Genomic DNA, 20,384 nt, shown 5'->3' with positions numbered 1-20,384 from the left:
CGAAAGGGGGATTATACTTAGCGTAAATAGTGATGATTAGACGGCGGAAAGTGCTAGGATTCATACCCTATTGGTATAGATCGAGATGCATGGGAACGGTGATGGCCAAACGGGAAAACTACAATGAGCTTTACCTGTTTATGCAGGTGGTGCGGGAAGGCAGTTTTACTGCCGCAGCGCAGCGGCTTGGCCTCGCTCAGTCTGGCATTAGCCGTTCTGTCCGCGAGCTTGAGGAAAGGTTAGGGGTACAACTTTTGGTCCGTACCACACGCAGGCTATCGCTGACCCAGGCCGGTGAGCAGCTCTACAAGACGGCGGAGACCGGATTCGATGCTCTGAATAGTGGACTGGCCACACTGGCACATTATCGTCAGACGCCTTCTGGCACCGTGCGTATTAATGCCAGCCAGCATGCCATAGATAAAGTCCTCCTGCCCAAGCTGGCGATCTTTCAACAACGCTACCCGGATATCCGGCTGGAGCTGATCAGCGAAAGCCGGTTTGTCGATATCATTGCGGAAAGATTCGATGCTGGCATACGTCTTGGTCCTGAGGTCGGACAAGGCATGATCGCGGTACGAATTACGCCCGATATGGAGATGGCGATTGTTGCTACACCTGAACATTTTCGTCGTTACGGCTTTCCACAAACTCCGGAGGATTTAGTGGCGCATCCCTGTATTGCCTACCAGCTTGCCGACGGCAGTGTGTATGCATGGGAACTTAACCAGCAGGCAAAAAAAATCACCCACCGGCCTCAGGGACAATGGGCCTTTTCTGACAGTTATATGGAGGCCGAAGCCGCAAGGCGTGGTCTTGGATTGGCTTATGTTCCAGAGGAACTGGTATCCGATGATCTGCAGCGGGGGAGATTGGTCAGAGTGTTACAGCGTTTCAGCCAACGCCTCGACGGTTCATTCCTCTATTATCCGCATCGGAATGTGTCACCGGCATTAAGAATCGTGATTGATGCATTAAAAACCTGAAGGTAGAGGGTGGGGGTATTGGTGAAGCCGTTCCCCTCTGGCAAACTGTCCGCTAACGTCCATCACTGAAGGCGTTAAGGTCTTTCTGGGGGAATAATTATCCTGTCAGTTTTCGCCCATATCAGTTATAACGTCATGTCATAATATACCCCGGTACCCTATATGAGGATGTATGCCACACTCCCCCGAAGATAAGAAACGCGCGCTAAACAGAATAAAAAGGATTCAGGGGCAATGCGAAGGGATACAGCGTTCGCTGGAAGCGGGTGCGGATTGTGCCCCGGTACTGATGCAAATGGCAGCAGTCAGAGGCGCGATGAATGGCCTGATGACCGAAATCCTCGAAAGCTATATAAAAGAAGAGTTTGCCGGCAAACTGAAGCCTGACAGCGAGGCGGGTGAAGATATCGGTGAGCTGGTCAAGCTCGTTAAATCCTACTTCAAATAACGTCCTGTTAGTATGTTCAGTCATCTCGATGCCGGCAGCCCACCCACAGGCTGCTTTATGTCCAAAAAACTGCGCATCTGCTCAGTCAGCCAAATATCAGAAGCACCCGCCAAAATATTGTCAAAACCCTTTAGCGACATTTAAATTCGTTTGATAACAATCAATTAATTCATTAAGCACTATTTAATATCTATAGTCTATATACCCCGTAGGGGTATGCGATCTATACTATTCCCCATGATGAATCATTCATCCCTGCAGAGAGCGGCGAAACTGAGACTCACGATCTCTCCCTCCGCTTCCTCTAACCCTATTTATGTGGAGTGCAATATATGAAATCTCGTGCTGCGGTTGCGTTTGGTCCAGGCAAGCCTTTAGAAATTGTCGAGCTCGATGTTGAGCCGCCGCGTGCTGGCGAAGTGCTGGTGAAAATCAGCCATACCGGCGTGTGTCATACCGATGCCTTCACCTTGTCTGGCGACGATCCTGAAGGGGTATTCCCTGCGGTGTTGGGCCATGAAGGTGCGGGTGTGGTGGTTGAAGTGGGTGAAGGGGTCACCAGCGTTAAACCAGGCGATCACGTCATCCCACTTTACACCGCTGAATGTGGCGAGTGCCTGTTCTGTAAATCCGGCAAAACCAATCTGTGCACCGCCGTTCGTGCCACCCAGGGCAAAGGCCTGATGCCCGATGGCACCACCCGTTTCTCCTATAACGGCCAGCCTATCTATCACTACATGGGCTGTTCAACATTCAGCGAGTACACCGTGGTCGCTGAAGTCTCGCTGGCGAAGATCAATCCGGAAGCCAATCACGAGCACGTTTGCCTGTTGGGTTGTGGCGTGACCACCGGTATTGGTGCGGTTCACAATACGGCTAAAGTGCAGCCAGGCGACTCGGTAGCAATCTTTGGCCTGGGCGGTATCGGCCTTGCAGCGATTCAGGGCGCGCGTCAGGCGAAAGCGGGTCGCATCATTGCTATCGACACCAACCCAGGCAAGTTTGAGCTGGCTAAAAAATTCGGCGCGACCGACTGTATTAATCCAAACGATTTCGACAAGCCCATTCAGGAAGTCATTATTGAAATGACCGGCTGGGGTGTTGATCACTCATTTGAATGTATTGGCAATGTGAACGTGATGCGTGCCGCGCTTGAGTCTTCACACCGTGGTTGGGGTCAGTCCATCATTATTGGCGTCGCCGGTGCAGGTAAAGAGATCTCCACGCGTCCGTTCCAGCTGGTAACCGGTCGTCAGTGGAAAGGCTCGGCGTTCGGCGGCGTTAAAGGCCGCAGTCAGTTGCCTGGAATGGTTGAAGACGCGATGAAAGGGGATATTGAGCTTGAGCCGTTTGTCACGCACACCATGGGTCTGGATGACATCAACGATGCATTCGATCTGATGCACGAAGGTAAATCTATCCGCACCGTTATCCATTACGAATAACAGTCAGCTTTCGTAAAAAGTTCTCCACAATAATAATATGTGCTTAGACGTATTGCCGGTTACACCTCTTGGGAGTAACCGGCTATTTTTTGCCTGAAAGTCATGCGCAGTGGATGGCCGTAATAGCCAGGTGGTGTGTTATCTCACGGATAAATACCAACCCTGCCAGCACCTGTAGTGCATCCGTCGATAATGACAGCGGATGGTGGGAAAGTTCATCGGCCAGTTTAGTAAATGCAGCTTCAATAGGCTCCGGCGTGGCGTGGGATTTACCCGCAGACCGGCATTATATAGCGATATCGTCGTTGAGATTGACCTGAGATCGCAGGGCAATCTCTCTGCGCCAGGCATCAACCCGTGGCGGCCAGTGCATTCCCTTGACGATGGATAATGAACGCAGCAGGGGGAAAAGGCGAATATCGGTCAGTGATAATGTCTCACCGTCACGCTTCGTCACTGATATTAACGTTTCCAGCGCGGCAAGTTTCTCATTCATTTCCGCAACCAGCGAATCGGTTTGTTCAAGTAAAGACGGGAACGGGCCAAAAACAGCTTCTTTCTTAGCGGTAAAATACTGCCTTGCTGGCGCTTGACGAAACTCTTCAAAATCTGAACTCGCCCAGCGCGGGACCGCCAGTTGATAAATGCGTGTCGAAGCGTCATCCATCCAGCCTTCTATCGCTGAGTTTTCAGATCCAGTTAGCATCGGCGAACCGTAGGTGGCATCAATATAGTTAACGATATCCAGACTCTCACCAATCGCCTCGTTGCTCTCGGTGACCAGCACTGGGAGCATTTTTTTCCCAATGAGTCGTGTTGGCGTGGCTTCATCATCATTTGGCAGCGTAACGATTTCACAGGCAACGTCTTTTAAGCCAAAAATCATGCGTGATCGCACGCAGAAGGGGCAGTGATCGTAAACATACAGTTTCATAGCAGTATCTTTTTTGGTCTGTGGCAGGAGTTTAGCGGGTAAAGCCATCGAAGGGTTTCATATACACGGCACCGAATGGGTTCAGTCGTGCACGAATTTCATCATCCGGCTCACCGTAAACCGTCAGGCCGGTGATGGTCACCAAAGAGAGAAAGGCTTCGGCGAAAGGCGCGAACGTGATGTCGACATGGCTTACCACATCCTGCTGGCGATAACGCTCAACAATGTGGGCCGTTTTCTGGTCGTCGCAGATGCTATAGACATAGCTGAGGGTGCCGGGCTCTTTGCTGGTGGCTTCGACCACGCGGGAAACTAACTCTTTAAACGCCGGAAATTGTCCGTCATTGACGGCCAGGTGGAATACGCAGGTAATTTCATTTTTCATGAAGATCTCCAGAGATCGGGGAGGAGGCGGAAGTACAACGGAGAAAGCGGGGAGTGCGCACTGAAGTGGCACAGGCCGTTAAGGACAAAGACATAACGGCCGCTATGGCTGCATCTCAGCCCGATTTTTTCAGCGTCTCAGCAAAAATCTCACCTGAAATTGCCCAGTTGTCGGTGGTGACGTCGTTGAAAATGACGTAGACATACTGTGGATCAACGTTGGCATGGGTGGCGATAGCGTCGGTCACCGCTTTAGCGATAGCCGGTTTGGCATCATCACGACCGTCGAACATCTGAATATTTACTACTGGCATGGTAGAACCCCTTCATAAGTTGATGAACTGTCAGAACACCTGACGTTGAAGAAATCCTACGCCGAACGTGGAAGTGGATAAACAGGCTGAAAGGGCACAGAGTGTAGAATTAAATTCTACAATCACGCGAAGGCTTTTTGTCCGGCTAACGCAATAAGCTCATCAATGATAAAGCGCACGCCGGGCAGTAAATGACGGGCGCGTGGCCAGATCACATTCAGCTCGGTGGGGGCGGGATTGCAGGCCGAAAGTATCGGCACTAACTTGCCGCTTTGTATATGAGGCCGCAACAATGCTTGCGGAAACTGAATCAGGCCCGCGCCGGCAATGCAGGCATCGATCATCGCATCGCCATCACTTATTTGATGAAAAGGCGTGGGCTTAATTCTGACATCTTTCCCCTCACTATCACGAATCAACCAGCTGAGCGGTGCGCCACCGCGCCAGGCGAGCACACAGCGATGATGATTGAGATCGTCCAGAGTCTCCGGCTTGCCGTAAGCCGACAGATAGTCAGGAGACGCGCAAATGATCAGCTGCTGGTCGTTCAGCTTGCGGGCGATAAGATCGGTGGTGTCTTTTACAGCGCCAAAACGAATCGCGAGATCGAAGCCAATATCCAGTGGGTCGATGATGCGGTCATTAAAGATGATCGTCAGCTTCAGGTGGGGGTAGCGCTTTGTCATATCCATCAAAATCGGCATCATTACCGATCGGCCAAATGCCGCCGGCAAATCAATCCTCACCGTGCCCGTGGGTTCCGTCAGCTTAGAGCGCAATGCCATCTCGGCCATTTGCAGCGTTTCCAGCGCGCTCTGGCAACTGGCGAGATAGGCTTCACCTTCCGTCGTCAGGCTGATTTTTCGGGTGGTACGGTGGAACAGCGCGGTACCCAGATTATGTTCAAGGCGCTGAATACTTTTCCCAATTGCCGATTTCGACACCCCCAGCTGTTCAGCGGCTTCGGTAAAGCTGTTGGAGTTTGCCGCCGTCACAAAATGAACGATGCTGTTGAAGGATTCTGTGGAAATAACTGCTGGCATAGTGGGCGCCCGGATGAAAATCAGTGAGTGACTTTAGCGTAAACGCTAATTACCTACACGTTAATGATGACAGTGAAAAAGATAAATCAGGCAGGAAGAACAACATGAGAAATGAATTGTTGAGAATAGAGGGCCGTTAATAACAAGCCGCCTGGCGGCGGCCTGAAGAGGTTTTACTTTGCAATGATGAAGCGCTGGTCGTCATCAATGTAGGTTTTTTCGCCTGCTGGCGCTTCAATTGAGCCAAAGTTCATGTGTGCCCTCAATTTCCACGACTCAGGGATCTGCCAGGCAGTCTTCACATCGCTGTCTATCAGGGGATTGTAGTGCTGCAGGTTAGCGCCAATGCCTTTTTCGGCCAGTGCCAGCCATACGGCGTACTGTGCAATGCCGGTGCTGTGTTCAGACCAGACCGGGAAATTATCAGCATAAGAAGCAAACTGCTCCTGAAGCGTTTTCACCACGTCCTGATCTTCGAAGAACAGTACCGAGCCTGCTGCAGCGGCAAAGCCATCGACTTTGGCAGAGGTTCCCGCAAAGTGATCCGCCGGCACGATTTTTCTCAGCTGCTCACGGGTGATTTCCCAGAAACGGTTATGCTCTTTTCCCAGCAGGATAACGATACGGGAACTTTGGGAGTTAAAGGCAGAAGGGGCCTGTTTCACCGCCTCTTTAATCGTATCGATCGCTTCTTCATCCGCGACAGGCATGTCTTTACCCAGTGCATAAATAGTCCGGCGTTGTTTTGCCAGGTCCAGAAAGTGATTAGACATCGTATTTTCCTGTTGCTGAGTAGTATCGAAATGCATTTCCGTGGAATTTTCATTCCCGCGTTTGAAAATGCTGCTGAGTAGTTTGCTGAACATAGACAGGTATTCCTTCCGAAGTCACTGTGCGGGCAGAATTTAACGCTATCAGGGCCGCCGGACGGGCGACCCGAAGCGTTTTATTATTTAATCAGCTCTGCGGTCATGTGCACGAAATTGTTAGAGCTTGCTTCGGTGATTTTATATTTTGCACCTAGTTCCTGTGCCTGGGCGGCGATTTGTGCTTCTGCACCATCCAGAGAAGAGGCTGAAGCGGTGATGCTTTGCGCAAAACTACCGAAAGAAATTGTAGAGAAGGCAATAATCGCAACTAAATTTTTGACTGATTTCATGATTGTTTCCTGAGTTTGTTTTATTCATAATGAGGCGTTCTGCCTCGATGTGAAGAATGATACTCCTGATGATTATTTTGCGAAAGGCGGGTTATTTGCTGCTGTTTGTCAAAATATCTGAATGAGGTTTGGGTGTGTTAACCGCTGCTACAACGTGGGCTAACGTTCATACCCTAAGGGTGACCGCTTCACCCGCCACGACGCGTCCATCCGATCCCAGCCACTACCGGTCCGCTGGTTCGCGCGATCGGTGATCCTCGAGTAGGGTTAGTTAAAGGCTAACTATCGGGAGAAAAAATGATGGCAGAAGAAACCGTGACCCACGAACTGGCGCTGCTGGATAAATACTGGCGCGCTGCAAACTATCTTTCGGTGGGGCAGATTTACCTGATGGGTAATCCGTTATTACGCAATCCTCTTTTGCCAGAGCACATCAAGCCCCGCCTGCTTGGGCACTGGGGGACCACTCCCGGCCTGAATTTTATTTACGCCCATTTGAACCGCATTATCCGTCAGCGCGATCGGGATCTGCTGTTTATCTGTGGGCCGGGGCACGGCGGCCCCGCGATGGTGGCAAATACCTGGCTGGAAGGCAGTTACAGTGAAATTTATCCCGACGTCAGCGAAGACGAAGCGGGTATGCAGCGACTGTTCAAACAGTTTTCATTTCCCGGCGGCATACCCAGTCATGCAGCACCGGAAACGCCGGGTTCAATCAATGAAGGGGGCGAGCTGGGGTATTCTTTATCCCATGCCTTTGGCGCCGCTTTCGATCATCCCGAGCTGATTGTGCCTTGTGTGATTGGTGACGGTGAAGCGGAAACCGGGCCGCTCGCCTCAAGCTGGCACGGTATAAAATTTCTCAATGCCCAGCGTGATGGCGCGGTACTGCCCATCTTGCATCTTAATGGCTATAAAATAGCCAGTCCGACCATTCTCGGGCGCAGCAGTGATGATGACCTCACACAGCTGTTTAGCGGCTATGGCTACGCGCCGCTGTTTGTCTCGGGGCACGAACCTGCCGACATGCATCAGCAAATGGCATCGGCACTGGATTCGGCTTTCTCCAAAATTGCCGATATCCAGCAGCAGGCCCGTTCGGGTAATGGCTCAGAGACTGTTCCACGATGGCCAATGATTGTGTTTCGCAGCCCGAAAGGCTGGACCGGGCCAAAAGAGGTAGATGGCAAAAAGGTCGAGGATTTCTGGCGTGCGCATCAGGTGCCGGTCTCGGCCTGTCGGGAAAACGACGCGCATCGGGAAATTTTAGAGAACTGGATGCGCAGTTATCAGCCGCAGGAACTGTTTGACGATAATGGCTCACTGATAGCTGAACTCCGCGCGCTGGTGCCTGCGGCGAATAAACGGATGGGGTCGTCACCTTATGCCAACGGCGGTCGCCTTCGTCGCGAGCTGAGCGCACCCGATATCCATGCGTTCGCGCTGGAGACCGGTCAGCCAGGCAGCACAACCGGAGGCGCTACGGAACAGTTGGGTCATTATCTCGCGGAGATATTCCACCGCAATCCTGATAATTTCCGTCTTTTTGGTCCGGATGAAACCGCATCGAACCGGCTCACCCCGGTATTCGACGCCACCAGCCGCAGCTGGATGGCGCCGCTGAAGACATATGATGAGCAGTTAGCCCGCGATGGCAGAGTGATGGAGATCCTCAGCGAACATCAGTGTCAGGGCTGGTTGGAGGGCTATCTTCTGACGGGCCGTCACGGCCTGTTTAACTGCTACGAAGCGTTTATTCATATCGTAGATTCGATGTTCAACCAGCACGCGAAATGGCTGAAGGTGACGCGCAAACTGGGGTGGCGCAAGCCGGTGTCGTCGCTGAATTATCTGCTTTCTTCACACGTCTGGCGGCAGGACCACAACGGTTACAGCCATCAGGATCCCGGCTTTATCGATCATGTTGCCAATAAGAAAGCCGACATCGTGCGGATTTACCTGCCGCCGGATGCCAACACGCTGCTGTGGGTAGGCGATCACTGTCTGCGCACCTGGGATCGCATTAATGTGATCGTGGCCGGCAAGCAGCCTTCACCGCAATGGCTGGATATGCCAGCTGCGATTGCCCATTGCGAAGCCGGTATGAGTGAGTGGCGTTGGGCGAGCAGTGAGGGCGAACCTGATGTGGTGATGGCCTGTGCCGGCGATGTGCCAACGCTGGAAACGCTGGCGGCAGTCGACCTGTTAGGTGAGATTTTGCCGGAATTACGCGTCCGCGTGGTTAATGTGGTCGACCTGCTGGCATTGCAAACCCAGCAGCAACATCCTCATGGCAAATCTGAGACGGAGTTTGATGCGCTGTTCACCCGCGATAAGCCGGTCGTTTTCGCTTTCCATGGTTATCCCAACCTGGTTCACCGACTGACCTATCAGCGTAACAATCATCATAACTTCCACGTGCATGGATTTAATGAAGAGGGGACCACCACCACGCCATTTGATATGACGGTGCTGAATGAGCTGGATCGTTATCACCTGGCGCTGTCGGCCATCCGCCATGTTCCGGGAGTGGCCGACCGTCATCCACAGGCCGTTGACGATCTGCAGCAACGTCTGCAGAAACACCATCATTACGTGCGCGAATATGGCGAAGACCTGCCGGAAATTCAGCACTGGGTGTGGTCGGGCACAAAAAAATAAACCGCCGTGCGGCGGTTCAGGTCAGCATAATGCGTGAGAATTTTCAGCAAGCCGCATCAGGATTTCCAGCATTAAGGCCTTCTGATTACGATGACTTTTTATGCCACTTATCATCGTCGCCTTTTTCGTACTGATGCTTAACCGCCGCCCAGGCCACTTTATGGGCCACTTCTTCCCGCGAGCTGTCATCCTTGCGGTCTTTTTTATCTTTATACTCATCCCAGGCACTGTTAAATGCGGCCATATAAATGTCCTGGGCATGAGCAGGAAGCACATGCTGAACGCTGTCGGGTAAGGCACTTCGTGAATCGTAGGGCATGACTGACCTCCTTTAATCGATGCCTAAAGTCTGGCGCAGTCAGGCGATTTTTCAAGCTGCCCTGCGATTGCGCCTAGCGGACGGCGTTCCATTCCTTATGCTTCAGCGGCGTCAACGCGGCACCCAGAATATCGGCCAGCACGTTTACCGTGATCACCAGACCGCCCACCATCATCACCCCGGCGGAAATCGCCGCGTAATCCTGCTGACGAATGGCATCCACCAGCCAGCGACCAAGTCCCGGCCAGCTGAACACCACTTCGGTAATCATCGCCAGCGTTAGCATGGTGGAAAATTGCAGGCCCAGGCGTGGGATCACCGGTGGCAGCGCGTTATGCAGCACGTGGCGGCGAATGATGGTAAACCGTGACAGGCCGCGGGTGGCAGCCGCCTTAATATAGTTCTGCTCCATCACTTCGCGGGTACTGATGCGCAGCAGACGCACTACTTCCGTGGTCGGCGCGACGGCGAGGGCGGTGACCGGCAAAATCAGGTGCATCAGCGCACTGACCAGCATCTCATGGCGCCACGGCGAAGGACTGATCCACGCATCAATCAGCGCGAAGCCGGTGACGTTCTTCACCGGATACAGCAGGTCAAAGCGGCCAGAAACCGGCAACCAGCCGAGGTTCAGCGAGAAGAACAGCGTCAGTAGCAGCGCCAGCCAGAATACCGGCATCGAAAAACCCAGCAACGCCAGCGCGCTGATGGTTTTATCCTGCCATTTATTGCGCATCACGCCGGCGGCAATTCCCAGCGGAATACCAATAAACATCGCCAGCGCGAAAGCCATAATGCACAGCTCCAGCGTGGCGGGAAACACCTCGCGGATCTGCTGACCAATTGGCTCGCCGTTGATACTGGAAACGCCAAAATCCAGCTGGAACAGGCCTTTGTACCAGAAGAAGAAGGCGTCTGAGAGCGATGCCCCTTGTAAAGGCGCATGCGGCGTAAAGTAACTGAGGCTGAAGCCCACCAGCGTCAGCATAAACAGGGTAACCAGCCACAGCACCAGGCGTCGCAGCGTATAAATCACCATGGTTATTTCTCCTCGCCTTTATCACGGTGCACGCCGGCAAACGACGCGTTACCGAACGGGCTCAACACCAGGCCCTGAATATCGTGGCGATAGGCCTGCAGGCGTAGGGAATAGGCCAGAGGCAGCACCGGCAGCGACTGGGCGAGCATGCGTTGTGCCCGATCGTAATAGTCAATGCGCGAAGCCAGCTGCTGAGAAAGCAACGCCTTATGCAGCACCTCGTCAAAGGCCGGGTCGCACCAGTGAGCATAGTTGGTCTGCGAGCCGATCGCCGCGCAGCTTAACAGCGGACGGAAGAAGCTGTCCGGGTCGTTACTGTCCGTCGACCAGCCTGTCAGCGTCAGGTCATGATTCATCTGCATCAGGCGCGCTTCCTGGAACCGGCCTTCAACCGAGACGATGGTGACCGTGACGCCGATTTGCGCCAGATCCGCCTGAATCAGCTCAGCCGTTTTTAACGGGCTGGGATTCCACGACTGGGACGCTGACGGCACCCATAAATTCAGATGCAGATCGGTCACGCCCAGCGCCTTTAGCTCTTCACGGGCTTTTTTCGGATTATATTCGGTCACTCTGGCTTCATTATCGTAAGCCCAGGACGCGCGCGGCAGAATAGATGCCGCGGTTTCCGCCGTGCCGTAATAAATGGATTCCATCAGACGTTCGTTGTTGATCGCCAGCGCCAGCGCCTGACGCACCTCAACGCGATCCAGCGGCGCTTTGCGGGTATTAAACGCCAGATAGGCGATATTCATCCCCGGACGCAAGGTCAGACGCAGACGCGGATCGTCGCGCAGAATCGAAATCTGGCTGGCGGCAGGATAGGCCAGTACGTCGCACTCGCCGGTCAGTAACTTCGACAGACGGCCCGTGCCGCCAGCGCCCATATCAATCACCACCTGCGGCATGCGCGGCAGGCCTTTCCAGTACTCCGGATTACGCGCCAGACGGATATATTGCCCGGTACGATAGCTGCTCAACATAAACGGACCGGTGCCGACCGGCTGGCGATCCATCTGTTCCTGGCGATCTTCCTTGGTCAAGCGATCGGCATATTCGGCGGAAAGCACCGGCGCATAATGGGTGGCGATATGCCAGAGGAATGAGGCATCCGGGTTGTGCAGGCGGATCTCAACGGTATTTTTATCCAGCTTCTTCACGCTTTGCACGGCATCGGCGAACTGCAGGCTGTCGAAATAGGGATAGCTGCCGCCATTGACGTTATGCCACGGCGACTGGCGGTCAAAAATGCGCTGAAAGCTGAACACCACATCGTCGGCATTCAGCGTGCGGGTAGGGGAGAACCAGGCTGTTTTCTGGAAATGGACATTGTCCCGCAGATGAAAACGGTAGGTGGCGCCGTTATCCAGCACTTCCCAGCTTTGCGCCAGTTCCGGGATCAGCCGGTAGGTATAGGGGTCAACATCCAGCAGACGGTCATACAGCTGGGCCGCCAGCGTATCAACCACCAGGCCGCCGCTGGCTAACTGTGGGTTAAAGGTGGTGACCGCGCCGTTGACGCAATAGACAAAACCGCTCTGACGAATATCGCCGGGCGAAGCGGACCAGGTTGAGGCACTGAACAGGCTCAGCCCCAGCAGAAGCGTGGAGAATAATGTGCGCATAAGTCATCTGAAAAATCAGGCAATAGTCAGAGTGTACCGCACTCTCCGGTCTGCCCCAAAGTTTGCCGGGATAACTGACGTTTTTTCCGACAAAAAGGGAATAAAAGGTTTCCCTGCACTGTTCAGGGGTGTTCAGAATACGCCCAATGTTGCTATGGTAATGAGAAATATTCTCAACAAAGTGCTTTACAGTTGGTACTGCGAATGATTATTATTCTCCTTCGCTTCGACGGTGGCTCTACCGAAGAAGAGCACGACATTGCTCACATTGCTTCCAGTATTTTTTAGCCCGCCTCGAGCGGGCTTTTTTTTTGTCTGCCGTCAGGGCTCACTTATCGACGTTGATGCCGTGCTTTTTCATCATCGCGCGCAGCTGGTGATAGGTAACGCCCAGTAATTCCGCCGCGCGACGCTGGCTATAGCGGGCCTGAGCCAGGCTTTTATCCAGCAGATCTTTCTCCTGCTGATTCTGCCAGCGGCGCAGATCCAGAGGTAAATCAGGCAGGCTGCCAGCCTCAGCCACTTCAGTCTCCCTGGCAGGCTGCTGGCGCTTAAAAGGGTTGATAATGATGCTGTCCAGCTCCTGATCGACTTCGCTATGGCGATAGACCGAGCGCTCAACCACATTCTTTAACTCGCGGACGTTACCCGGCCAGCCGTAGTCCAGCAGGATCTGCTTTGCCTGCGCCGAAAAGCCGGGGAACAGCGGCAGGCCAAGCTCGCGGCACATCTGAATGGCAAAATGCTCGGCCATCACCAGAATATCGCTGCGGCGTTCGCGCAATGGCGGCAGCTGAACCACATCAAACGCCAGGCGATCGAGCAGGTCGGCGCGGAATTTTCCCTCCTGCGCCAGCAGCGGCAAATCATCGTTGGTGGCACAGACCAGCCGCACGCTCACCTGCAGCGGCTGGCTGCCGCCCACGCGCTCCAAATGCCCGTACTCAATTACCCGCAGCAGTTTTTCCTGTACCAGCATCGGTGCGGTGGCCAGCTCATCAAGGAATAGGGTGCCGCCATCAGCACGTTCGAAGCGGCCCAGATGGCGCTTTTGCGCGCCGGTAAAGGCGCCGGCTTCATGGCCGAACAGTTCCGAATCCAGCAGGTTTTCATTCAGCGCCGCACAGTTGAGGGAGATAAACGGCCCCTGCCAGCGGTCGGACAGGTAATGCAGACGGCTGGCGATCAGCTCTTTCCCGGTTCCCCGCTCGCCAATGACCAACACCGGCTTGTTCAACGGCGCCAGACGGGAAACCTGCTCAAGCACTTCAAGGAAGTTATTTGACTCGCCGAGCAACGTCTCGTTATTTTCGCTCATGAAATTCACCAGATGTTAGTTATTTACACCACATTAACCAATCTGCATCAGCCTGTAAACAGTGAGAATGCCCATAAATCAATAAGATAAAAGTTGGCACGCGATTTGAATAGGTAATAGCGTCGACGCAGATGACTGCGCACATTCAATAAGACACTACCGAGGACTTTGATTATGGGTATTTTTTCTCGCTTTGCCGATATCGTGAACGCCAATATCAATTCGCTGCTGGAGAAAGCAGAGGATCCGCAAAAGCTGGTACGCCTGATGATTCAGGAAATGGAAGACACGCTGGTCGAAGTGCGCTCGACCTCCGCCCGTGCGCTGGCAGAAAAGAAACAGCTGGTGCGTCGTATCGACCAGGCTGAAGCACAGCAGACCGAATGGCAGGACAAAGCCGAGCTTGCGCTGCGTAAAGAGAAAGACGATCTGGCCCGTGCGGCGCTGATCGAAAAACAGAAGCTGACCGAGCTGATTGTGTCACTGAAGCGTGAAGCTGAGCAGGTTGAAGAGACGCTGACCCGTATGAAAGGCGAAATTGGCGAGCTGGAGAAAAAACTCACCGAAACCCGCGCCCGTCAGCAGGCCCTGACCTTACGTCATCAGGCCGCTTCTTCTTCACGTGACGTGCGTCGTCAGCTGGACAGCGGTAAAATTGATGAAGCGATGGCGCGTTTCGAATCCTTTGAACGCCGTATCGATCATATGGAAGCCGAAGCCGAAAGCCAGAGCTTTGGTAAAAAGAAAACGTTGGATCAGGAATTTGCTGACCTGCACGCCGATGATGAAATCAGTGAGCAGCTGGCGGCGTTAAAAGCCAAAATGAACCGCAGTGAGTAATGCCTGTGCCCGGCATCCCTGGCTGGATGCCCGTTCCTGAAAATGTTCAGGTCGATATTTCAAGGAGAATGAATGAGCGCGTTATTTCTGGCCATACCCCTGACGATTTTCGTGCTGTTTGTGGCCCCGATCTGGTTATGGCTTCATTACAGCAACCGTCAGAACAACGGCGCTGAGCTGTCACAAGGTGAACTGCAGCGTCTGCAGCAGTTAACTCAGGATGCTAAACGGATGCGTGAGCGCGTGCAGGCACTGGAAGAAATTCTGGATGCAGAGCACCCGAACTGGAGGCAGCCATGAGCGGCGTAACCATTAAGGGAAAAAAGCTTTACCGCATTCCTGCTCGCGGCAAAGTGAAGGGCGTTTGCGCCGGCGTGGCCGAATATCTGGATATCCCGGTACGTCTGGTGCGGGTGATTGTGGTGCTGTCGATGTTCTTTGGCCTGTTTTTCTTCACCCTGATCGCCTATTTCGGCCTGGCGTTTTTGCTGGATGAGATGCCAGATGAACTGGACAGAAATGGCGAAAGAGCACCAACCGCGCACCAGCTGCTGGATCAACTGGGCGCCGAGCTCAACGGCGGCGAAGCCAGCCTGAGGAACATGGAGCGTTACGTTACCTCGGAAACATTCAGCGTCCGCAGCCGTTTTCGTCAGCTATAATCCCTCCGAGCGGGCTCGTTCGCGGGCCTTTCTCTTCTTTTCAGGAGTACATTTATGCGTAACTGGCAATCATCTGTAAAAAGTAACGCCGCGCCCGCGTTCAAGAGGGTGGGGAAATTTGTGCTGATTAGCGCACTGACGTACGGACCAGGCGGTCTGGCTGGTTGGGCGGTTAAATCTGTCGCCCACCGTCCGCTGAAAATCTTCCTTGCCTGGGCACTGGAACCCTTACTGCGTCGTGCCGTACGTGGCGCTTCCGCCCGTTGGAATAAGTCTAAAACCTTGCCTTAATTTGCTACACTTGCCGTCCCGAATACTGCTGTAAACAGAACAATAAAAGGTGCCGACACCACAATGAACCGACTTCAAAATGAATTGCTGTCGCTGGTGAATCGGGGCGCGGATCGCCACCTGCGCCTTGCTGTCACTGGCCTCAGCCGCAGCGGGAAAACCGCTTTTATCACCTCTCTGGTTAATCAACTCCTCAACGTCAATTCCGGCGCGCGCCTGCCGATGTTTTCCGCCGTTCGCGAAGAGCGACTGTTAGGCGTTAAGCGCGTGCCACAGCGTGATATGGGCATTCAGCGCTTCACCTACGACGAAGGTCTCTCCCAGCTTTATGCGTCGCCGCCGGACTGGCCAACGCCAACCCGCGGCGTCAGCGAAATGCGTCTGGCGCTGCGCTATCGCTCACGAGAATCGCTGCTGCGGCATTTCAAAGATACTTCAACGCTCTATCTGGAAATTGTCGACTATCCCGGCGAGTGGCTGCTGGATTTGCCGATGCTGGCCCAGGATTACCTCGGCTGGTCGCGGCAGATGACCGGGTTGCTGCAGGGCGATCGCGCCAGCTGGTCTGAACGCTGGAAAACCCTGTGCGAAGGTCTGGATCCGCTGGCACCGGCTGATGAAAATCGGCTGGGTGAAATTGCGGCGGCCTGGACGGAATACCTGCTGAAATGTAAGCAGGAAGGCCTGCATTTTATTCAGCCCGGTCGCTTTGTGCTGCCCGGCGATATGGCCGGCGCGCCCGCGCTACAGTTCTTCCCGTGGCCACAGCTGGATGAAAGTCATGAAGCCCGGTTGGCGCAGGCGGATGCCAGTACCAACATCGGTATGCTGCGCGCGCGCTTTAACTACTATTGCCAGCATGTGGTCAAAGGTTTCTATAAAAACTACTTCCTGAAATTCGACCGCCAGATCGTGCTGGTCGACTGTCTGCAACCGCTGAACAGTGGCCCGCAGGCGTTTAACGATATGCGCCTCGCGTTGACCCAGTTGATGCAGAGCTTCTCCTACGGCCAGCGCACGCTGTTTCGCCGCCTGTTCTCGCCGGTGATCGATAAGCTGCTGTTTGCCGCCACCAAATCCGATCACGTCACCGCGGATCAGCACGCCAATCTGGTGTCACTGCTGCAGCAGCTGGTGCAGGACGCCTGGCAGAACGCGGCGTTTGAAGGTATCACCATGGACTGTATGGGCCTGGCTTCGGTGCAGGCGACCCAAAGTGGCTTGGTGGATCATCAGGGTGAGAAGATCCCGGCATTACGCGGTCATCGCCTGGCGGATAATGAACCGCTCACCGTCTATCCCGGTGAAGTGCCGCCACGCCTGCCGGGCAACGCATTTTGGCAGCAGCAGGGTTTTCATTTTGAACAATTCCGGCCACAGGATTTGGATGTGGATCGTCCTCTGCCGCACATCAGGATGGATGCGGCGCTGGAGTTTTTACTGGGAGATAAATTGCGATGAATACGCCAATTAAACCTCGAATTGATTTTGCCAAGCCGCTGGAAGCCGAAACGCTGCCGAATCTGAAGGCGGCACGGGCATTTGAGCAGCAGAATGCGGTTTTCGTCCCGGAAGATCCCGATCTTGAGCCTGTTGAGGAGGGCGAAGGTGAACGCGTGGTTGAAGCGGCCCTGCGGCCAAAACGCAGTCTGTGGCGCAAAATGGTCAAGGCCGGTCTGGCAGTGCTGGGGATCAGCGTGGTCGCGCAGGGCGTGCAGTGGGCGCACAATGCCTGGCTCCAGCAGGACTGGATAGCGATGGGCGGCTGTGTCGCCGGTGGGTTAATAGTGTTTGCCGGCGCGGGTTCACTGATTGCCGAATGGCGTCGCCTGTATCGCCTGCGTGAGCGTGCGGAAGAAAGGGATGTGGCGCGGGAATTACTCACCAGTCACGGCATGGGCAAAGGGCGGGCGTTCTGTGAAAAGCTGGCCAGACAGGCGGGGCTGGATCAGGGACACCCGGCGCTGCAACGCTGGCATGCCTCGCTGCATGAAACCCACAACGATCGCGAAATCGTCGGTCTGTATGCCCAGCTGGTTCAACCGGTGTTAGATCGTCAGGCCAGGCGTGAAATTGGCCGCAGTTCGGCTGAGTCGACCCTGATGATTGCCGTCAGCCCGCTGGCGCTGGTGGATATGGCGTTTATCGCCTGGCGAAACCTGCGTCTGGTGAACCGTATCGCCGCCATTTATGGCATTGAATTGGGCTACTTTAGCCGTATCCGCCTGTTCCGTCTGGTGCTGCTGAATATCGCGTTTGCCGGTGCGTCCGAACTGGTCAGGGAAGTGGGGATGGACTGGATGTCTCAGGATCTGGCCGCGCGCTTTTCTGCCCGTGCCGCGCAGGGGATTGGTGCCGGGCTGCTGACCGCCAGGTTGGGGATCAAAACCATGGAATTGTGCCGTCCGCTGCCGTGGATTGAAGGTGACAAACCCCGTCTGGGTGATTTCCGTCGCGATCTGATTATCCAGCTGAAAGAAACCCTGCAAAAAGGGCCAGTAAACCCCGAAAAATAGTCGAAAGTTTACGCGCCAACCCGGATTATTGCTGGGTTGGTGCGCATTCAGCACGGTCCCTGTCAACTTTTCCTTCCAGACCACTACTGGCGCTCACGCCGATAGAGTATCATCAGACAAAGCCCGAATAATGAAAGGTTGCCCCTTATGCGTCTGGAAGTTTTTTGCCAGGACCGACTTGGTCTTACCCGCGAATTGCTCGATCTCCTGGTGGAGCGAAACATCGATTTGCGCGGAATTGAAATTGCCTCAATCGGGCGCATCTACCTCAACTTCAGTCCGGTTGAATTTGAATTGTTCAGCCAGCTGATGGCAGAAATCCGCCGTATTCCCAGCGTAACCGATGTCAGAACGGTCAACTTCCTTCCTTCGGAACGTGAACACCGTGCGCTCAGCGCGCTGCTGGTCGCGCTGCCGGAACCGGTGTTTTCTATCGATATGAAAAGCAAAGTGGAGCTGGCGAACCCGGCGGCACAGGGATTGTTTGCGCTCAACGAAGAGAAGATGCGTAATTTTGGCGCCGGTGCATTGATCCCCGGTTTCAACTTTCAACGCTGGCTGGAGAATGAGCGCATTGAACCTCAGGCTCACCATGTGGTGATTCAGGGGCGCGATTTCCTGATGGAGATCACCCCGATTTACGCCGCGGGTGAGGTGGTTAACCCGGTGGGTGCGGTGGTCATGTTGAAATCCACCGCCAGAATGGGCCAGCAGTTGCAAAACCTGGCGGTGAATGACGACAGCGAATTTGACCACATCGTCGCGGTGACGCCGAAAATGCGTCAGGTGGTCGATCAGGCGCGCAAACTGGCGATGCTTGATGCACCCTTGCTGATTGTCGGCGATACCGGCACCGGCAAAGATATGCTGGCCCGTGCCTGTCATCTGCGCAGTGCGCGGGGCAAAAAGCCGTTCCTGGCGCTGAACTGCGCCTCGTTGCCGGACGATGTGGCCGAAAGCGAACTGTTTGGCCATGCGGCCGGGGCCTATCCGAACGCGCTGGAAGGCAAGAAGGGCTTCTTCGAACAGGCCAGCGGCGGCTCCGTGCTACTGGATGAAATTGGCGAAATGACCCCAAGGATGCAGACCAAGCTGCTGCGTTTCCTCAATGACGGCACCTTCCGCCGCGTGGGCGAAGAACATGAAGTGCATGTGGATGTGCGGGTGATCTGTGCCACGCAGAAGAATCTGACCGAAATGGTGCATCGCGGGGAGTTCCGCGAAGATCTGTTCTACCGCCTCAATGTCCTGACGCTAAACCTGCCACCGCTGCGCGATCGACCGCAGGATATTCTGCCGTTGACCGAAATGTTTGTGGCCCGGTTTGCCGATGAGCAGGGCGTGGCCAGACCAAAACTCGCGCCACAGCTGAATGCGTTCCTCAGCCGTTATACCTGGCCGGGTAACGTGCGCCAGTTAAAGAATGCGTTGTATCGGGCGCTGACTCAGCTTGAAGGTCATGAACTGCGTCCGCAGGATATCATCCTGCCGGAGTTCGCCATGGAGATGCCGTTAGGCGAGGAAGTGATGGAAGGTTCGCTGGATGAGATTACCAGCCGCTTTGAGCGTTCAATCTTAACCCGGCTTTATCTCTCGTATCCCAGCACGCGCAAACTGGCAAAACGACTGGGCGTGTCTCACACCGCGATTGCCAATAAACTGCGTGAATACGGGCTCAGCCAAAAGAAAGCCGATCCTGAGAACCGTTCCTGAACGCCAGTCCCGTTATCCCTACCTTTAAACAAAAAAAACAGGGCGGAAACACTCCGCCCTGTTTTATATGCCGCGCTGACGAAAGGAGGCCTGCTCCCTTCACTCAACGTTTGCCATTACTTTAAAGCAGCCAGCGCCGCATCATACTCCGGCTCAGTGGTGATCTCGTTAACCAACTGGCTGTAAATCACCTTGTCCTGCTCATCCAGAATCACCACTGCGCGCGCCGCCAGACCTTTCAACGGGCCATCAGCAATCGCCACACCATAATCCTGTTTGAAATCACTGCCACGCAGCGTGGAAAGGGTGACCACGTTGCTTAAGCCTTCAGAGCCGCAGAAGCGGGACTGAGCAAAAGGTAAGTCGGCAGAAATACACAGCACGACCGTGTTGCTCACTTCACCTGCCAGCTGGTTAAATTTGCGTACGGAAGTGGCACACACGCCGGTATCGACGCTTGGGAAGATGTTAAGCACTTTACGCTTGCCGGCATACTGAGTCAGCGAGACTTCCGACAGGTCTTTAGCGACCAGTGTAAATGGCTTAGCGGCTTCGCCCTTCTCGGGGATCTGACCTGCAACGGCAACCGGGTTGCCTTGAAAATGAACTGTCTGAGACATAATTTTTCCTTATAAGCGCAGTAAACCCAGCACTGAGTGTATGTCATGCTGGCGATCGCACACAGAT

At 54.3% G+C, this 20,384-nt stretch carries 22 protein-coding genes; 11 read left to right on the top strand and 11 right to left on the bottom strand.

The features are described 5' to 3' along the window. Positions 1-101 precede the first annotated feature (101 nt). The 3 genes from EBC_RS13395 to EBC_RS13385 all read left to right on the top strand — a co-directional run bounded on the left by EBC_RS13395 (position 102) and on the right by EBC_RS13385 (position 2,879). Positions 102-986 carry a LysR family transcriptional regulator gene (locus EBC_RS13395; RefSeq protein WP_013202340.1) on the top strand — a complete coding sequence of 295 codons (885 nt, stop codon included), beginning with the start codon at positions 102-104 and terminating at the stop codon, positions 984-986. A gap of 172 nt (positions 987-1,158) precedes the next feature. Further along, complete coding sequence (locus EBC_RS13390) at positions 1,159-1,434, top strand: metal/formaldehyde-sensitive transcriptional repressor (protein WP_013202339.1); 276 nt, start codon at positions 1,159-1,161, stop codon at positions 1,432-1,434. Positions 1,435-1,766: 332 nt separating this feature from the next. Beyond that, positions 1,767-2,879: an S-(hydroxymethyl)glutathione dehydrogenase/class III alcohol dehydrogenase gene (locus tag EBC_RS13385; protein ID WP_013202337.1), complete on the top strand. Its 1,113-nt coding sequence runs from the start codon at positions 1,767-1,769 to the stop codon at positions 2,877-2,879. Between the two features lie 286 nt (positions 2,880-3,165). Here EBC_RS13385 and grxB read toward each other — a convergent pair whose 3' ends face one another. From grxB to EBC_RS13355, 6 genes are all read right to left on the bottom strand, one after another. Next, the gene (gene grxB, locus EBC_RS13380) at positions 3,166-3,813 is read right to left on the bottom strand and encodes a glutaredoxin 2 (protein WP_013202336.1); all 648 of its coding nucleotides are present in this window, start codon (positions 3,811-3,813) and stop codon (positions 3,166-3,168) included. Between the two features lie 31 nt (positions 3,814-3,844). Further along, positions 3,845-4,198 (bottom strand): putative quinol monooxygenase, encoded by a 354-nt coding sequence (locus EBC_RS13375; protein ID WP_013202335.1) that lies wholly within the window; start codon positions 4,196-4,198, stop codon positions 3,845-3,847. Positions 4,199-4,313: 115 nt separating this feature from the next. Beyond that, positions 4,314-4,511 (bottom strand): tautomerase family protein, encoded by a 198-nt coding sequence (locus tag EBC_RS13370; RefSeq protein WP_013202334.1) that lies wholly within the window; start codon positions 4,509-4,511, stop codon positions 4,314-4,316. Positions 4,512-4,633: 122 nt separating this feature from the next. Beyond that, positions 4,634-5,554, bottom strand: coding sequence for a LysR family transcriptional regulator (locus EBC_RS13365; protein ID WP_013202333.1), 921 nt, complete (start codon positions 5,552-5,554; stop codon positions 4,634-4,636). A 173-nt stretch (positions 5,555-5,727) separates the two neighbouring features. After that, positions 5,728-6,327 carry a nitroreductase family protein gene (locus tag EBC_RS13360; RefSeq protein WP_041692323.1) on the bottom strand — a complete coding sequence of 200 codons (600 nt, stop codon included), beginning with the start codon at positions 6,325-6,327 and terminating at the stop codon, positions 5,728-5,730. Positions 6,328-6,503: 176 nt separating this feature from the next. Continuing rightward, positions 6,504-6,713 (bottom strand): YdgH/BhsA/McbA-like domain containing protein, encoded by a 210-nt coding sequence (locus EBC_RS13355; protein WP_013202331.1) that lies wholly within the window; start codon positions 6,711-6,713, stop codon positions 6,504-6,506. A 297-nt stretch (positions 6,714-7,010) separates the two neighbouring features. On the opposite strand from EBC_RS13355, the gene EBC_RS13350 reads away from it, so the two are divergent. Then, positions 7,011-9,374, top strand: coding sequence for a phosphoketolase family protein (locus EBC_RS13350; protein WP_013202330.1), 2,364 nt, complete (start codon positions 7,011-7,013; stop codon positions 9,372-9,374). An 85-nt stretch (positions 9,375-9,459) separates the two neighbouring features. Here the strand turns inward: EBC_RS13350 and chaB are convergent, their stop codons facing one another. The 4 genes from chaB to pspF all read right to left on the bottom strand — a co-directional run bounded on the left by chaB (position 9,460) and on the right by pspF (position 13,675). Continuing rightward, complete coding sequence (gene chaB / locus EBC_RS13345) at positions 9,460-9,693, bottom strand: putative cation transport regulator ChaB (protein ID WP_013202329.1); 234 nt, start codon at positions 9,691-9,693, stop codon at positions 9,460-9,462. A gap of 73 nt (positions 9,694-9,766) precedes the next feature. Further along, positions 9,767-10,732: a putrescine export ABC transporter permease SapB gene (gene sapB / locus EBC_RS13340; RefSeq protein ID WP_013202328.1), complete on the bottom strand. Its 966-nt coding sequence runs from the start codon at positions 10,730-10,732 to the stop codon at positions 9,767-9,769. Positions 10,733-10,734: 2 nt separating this feature from the next. After that, on the bottom strand, positions 10,735-12,357 hold the full coding sequence (sapA, locus tag EBC_RS13335; RefSeq protein WP_013202327.1) for an ABC transporter substrate-binding protein SapA: 1,623 nt from the start codon (positions 12,355-12,357) through the stop codon (positions 10,735-10,737). Between the two features lie 328 nt (positions 12,358-12,685). Continuing rightward, positions 12,686-13,675: a phage shock protein operon transcriptional activator gene (gene pspF / locus EBC_RS13330; RefSeq protein WP_013202326.1), complete on the bottom strand. Its 990-nt coding sequence runs from the start codon at positions 13,673-13,675 to the stop codon at positions 12,686-12,688. Positions 13,676-13,849: 174 nt separating this feature from the next. Here pspF and pspA point away from each other — a divergent pair, with 174 nt between their 5' ends. From pspA to tyrR, 7 genes are all read left to right on the top strand, one after another. Then, entirely contained in the window at positions 13,850-14,515 is a 666-nt protein-coding gene (gene pspA, locus EBC_RS13325) for a phage shock protein PspA (protein ID WP_013202325.1), read from the top strand. Between the two features lie 72 nt (positions 14,516-14,587). After that, positions 14,588-14,815 carry an envelope stress response membrane protein PspB gene (pspB, locus tag EBC_RS13320; RefSeq protein WP_013202324.1) on the top strand — a complete coding sequence of 76 codons (228 nt, stop codon included), beginning with the start codon at positions 14,588-14,590 and terminating at the stop codon, positions 14,813-14,815. Further along, on the top strand, positions 14,812-15,177 hold the full coding sequence (pspC, locus tag EBC_RS13315; RefSeq protein WP_013202323.1) for an envelope stress response membrane protein PspC: 366 nt from the start codon (positions 14,812-14,814) through the stop codon (positions 15,175-15,177). The genes pspB and pspC overlap by 4 nt, the downstream gene beginning before the upstream one ends. 54 nt (positions 15,178-15,231) lie before the next feature. After that, complete coding sequence (gene pspD / locus EBC_RS13310; protein WP_013202322.1) at positions 15,232-15,468, top strand: phage shock protein PspD; 237 nt, start codon at positions 15,232-15,234, stop codon at positions 15,466-15,468. A 63-nt stretch (positions 15,469-15,531) separates the two neighbouring features. After that, positions 15,532-16,929 carry a YcjX family GTP-binding protein gene (locus EBC_RS13305; RefSeq protein ID WP_013202321.1) on the top strand — a complete coding sequence of 466 codons (1,398 nt, stop codon included), beginning with the start codon at positions 15,532-15,534 and terminating at the stop codon, positions 16,927-16,929. Then, positions 16,926-17,984 (top strand): YcjF family protein, encoded by a 1,059-nt coding sequence (locus EBC_RS13300; RefSeq protein WP_013202320.1) that lies wholly within the window; start codon positions 16,926-16,928, stop codon positions 17,982-17,984. The genes EBC_RS13305 and EBC_RS13300 overlap by 4 nt, the downstream gene beginning before the upstream one ends. Positions 17,985-18,131: 147 nt before the next feature. Further along, positions 18,132-19,697, top strand: coding sequence for a transcriptional regulator TyrR (gene tyrR, locus EBC_RS13295; RefSeq protein WP_013202319.1), 1,566 nt, complete (start codon positions 18,132-18,134; stop codon positions 19,695-19,697). A 116-nt stretch (positions 19,698-19,813) separates the two neighbouring features. On the opposite strand, the gene tpx is transcribed toward tyrR, so the two are convergent. After that, positions 19,814-20,317, bottom strand: a complete 504-nt coding sequence (gene tpx / locus EBC_RS13290; RefSeq protein ID WP_013202318.1) for a thiol peroxidase — start codon at positions 20,315-20,317, stop codon at positions 19,814-19,816. Positions 20,318-20,384 lie beyond the last annotated feature (67 nt).

Origin of the sequence: Erwinia billingiae Eb661, from assembly GCF_000196615.1 — a bacterium.
Lineage (GTDB): Bacteria > Pseudomonadota > Gammaproteobacteria > Enterobacterales > Enterobacteriaceae > Erwinia > Erwinia billingiae.
The sequence above is the reverse complement of the archived record's forward strand: the minus strand, read 5'-3'. Positions and strand labels throughout refer to the sequence as shown.

Bases quoted from the DNA above. Each gene is read 5' to 3' on its own strand.
- EBC_RS13395 (WP_013202340.1), top strand. From the start codon at position 102: ATGGCCAAACGGGAAAACTACAATGAGCTTTACCTGTTTATGCAGGTG.
- EBC_RS13390 (WP_013202339.1), top strand. From the start codon at position 1,159: ATGCCACACTCCCCCGAAGATAAGAAACGCGCGCTAAACAGAATAAAA.
- EBC_RS13385 (WP_013202337.1), top strand. From the start codon at position 1,767: ATGAAATCTCGTGCTGCGGTTGCGTTTGGTCCAGGCAAGCCTTTAGAA.
- grxB (WP_013202336.1), bottom strand. From the start codon at position 3,813: ATGAAACTGTATGTTTACGATCACTGCCCCTTCTGCGTGCGATCACGC.
- EBC_RS13375 (WP_013202335.1), bottom strand. From the start codon at position 4,198: ATGAAAAATGAAATTACCTGCGTATTCCACCTGGCCGTCAATGACGGA.
- EBC_RS13370 (WP_013202334.1), bottom strand. From the start codon at position 4,511: ATGCCAGTAGTAAATATTCAGATGTTCGACGGTCGTGATGATGCCAAA.
- EBC_RS13365 (WP_013202333.1), bottom strand. From the start codon at position 5,554: ATGCCAGCAGTTATTTCCACAGAATCCTTCAACAGCATCGTTCATTTT.
- EBC_RS13360 (WP_041692323.1), bottom strand. From the start codon at position 6,327: ATGTCTAATCACTTTCTGGACCTGGCAAAACAACGCCGGACTATTTAT.
- EBC_RS13355 (WP_013202331.1), bottom strand. From the start codon at position 6,713: ATGAAATCAGTCAAAAATTTAGTTGCGATTATTGCCTTCTCTACAATT.
- EBC_RS13350 (WP_013202330.1), top strand. From the start codon at position 7,011: ATGATGGCAGAAGAAACCGTGACCCACGAACTGGCGCTGCTGGATAAA.
- chaB (WP_013202329.1), bottom strand. From the start codon at position 9,693: ATGCCCTACGATTCACGAAGTGCCTTACCCGACAGCGTTCAGCATGTG.
- sapB (WP_013202328.1), bottom strand. From the start codon at position 10,732: ATGGTGATTTATACGCTGCGACGCCTGGTGCTGTGGCTGGTTACCCTG.
- sapA (WP_013202327.1), bottom strand. From the start codon at position 12,357: ATGCGCACATTATTCTCCACGCTTCTGCTGGGGCTGAGCCTGTTCAGT.
- pspF (WP_013202326.1), bottom strand. From the start codon at position 13,675: ATGAGCGAAAATAACGAGACGTTGCTCGGCGAGTCAAATAACTTCCTT.
- pspA (WP_013202325.1), top strand. From the start codon at position 13,850: ATGGGTATTTTTTCTCGCTTTGCCGATATCGTGAACGCCAATATCAAT.
- pspB (WP_013202324.1), top strand. From the start codon at position 14,588: ATGAGCGCGTTATTTCTGGCCATACCCCTGACGATTTTCGTGCTGTTT.
- pspC (WP_013202323.1), top strand. From the start codon at position 14,812: ATGAGCGGCGTAACCATTAAGGGAAAAAAGCTTTACCGCATTCCTGCT.
- pspD (WP_013202322.1), top strand. From the start codon at position 15,232: ATGCGTAACTGGCAATCATCTGTAAAAAGTAACGCCGCGCCCGCGTTC.
- EBC_RS13305 (WP_013202321.1), top strand. From the start codon at position 15,532: ATGAACCGACTTCAAAATGAATTGCTGTCGCTGGTGAATCGGGGCGCG.
- EBC_RS13300 (WP_013202320.1), top strand. From the start codon at position 16,926: ATGAATACGCCAATTAAACCTCGAATTGATTTTGCCAAGCCGCTGGAA.
- tyrR (WP_013202319.1), top strand. From the start codon at position 18,132: ATGCGTCTGGAAGTTTTTTGCCAGGACCGACTTGGTCTTACCCGCGAA.
- tpx (WP_013202318.1), bottom strand. From the start codon at position 20,317: ATGTCTCAGACAGTTCATTTTCAAGGCAACCCGGTTGCCGTTGCAGGT.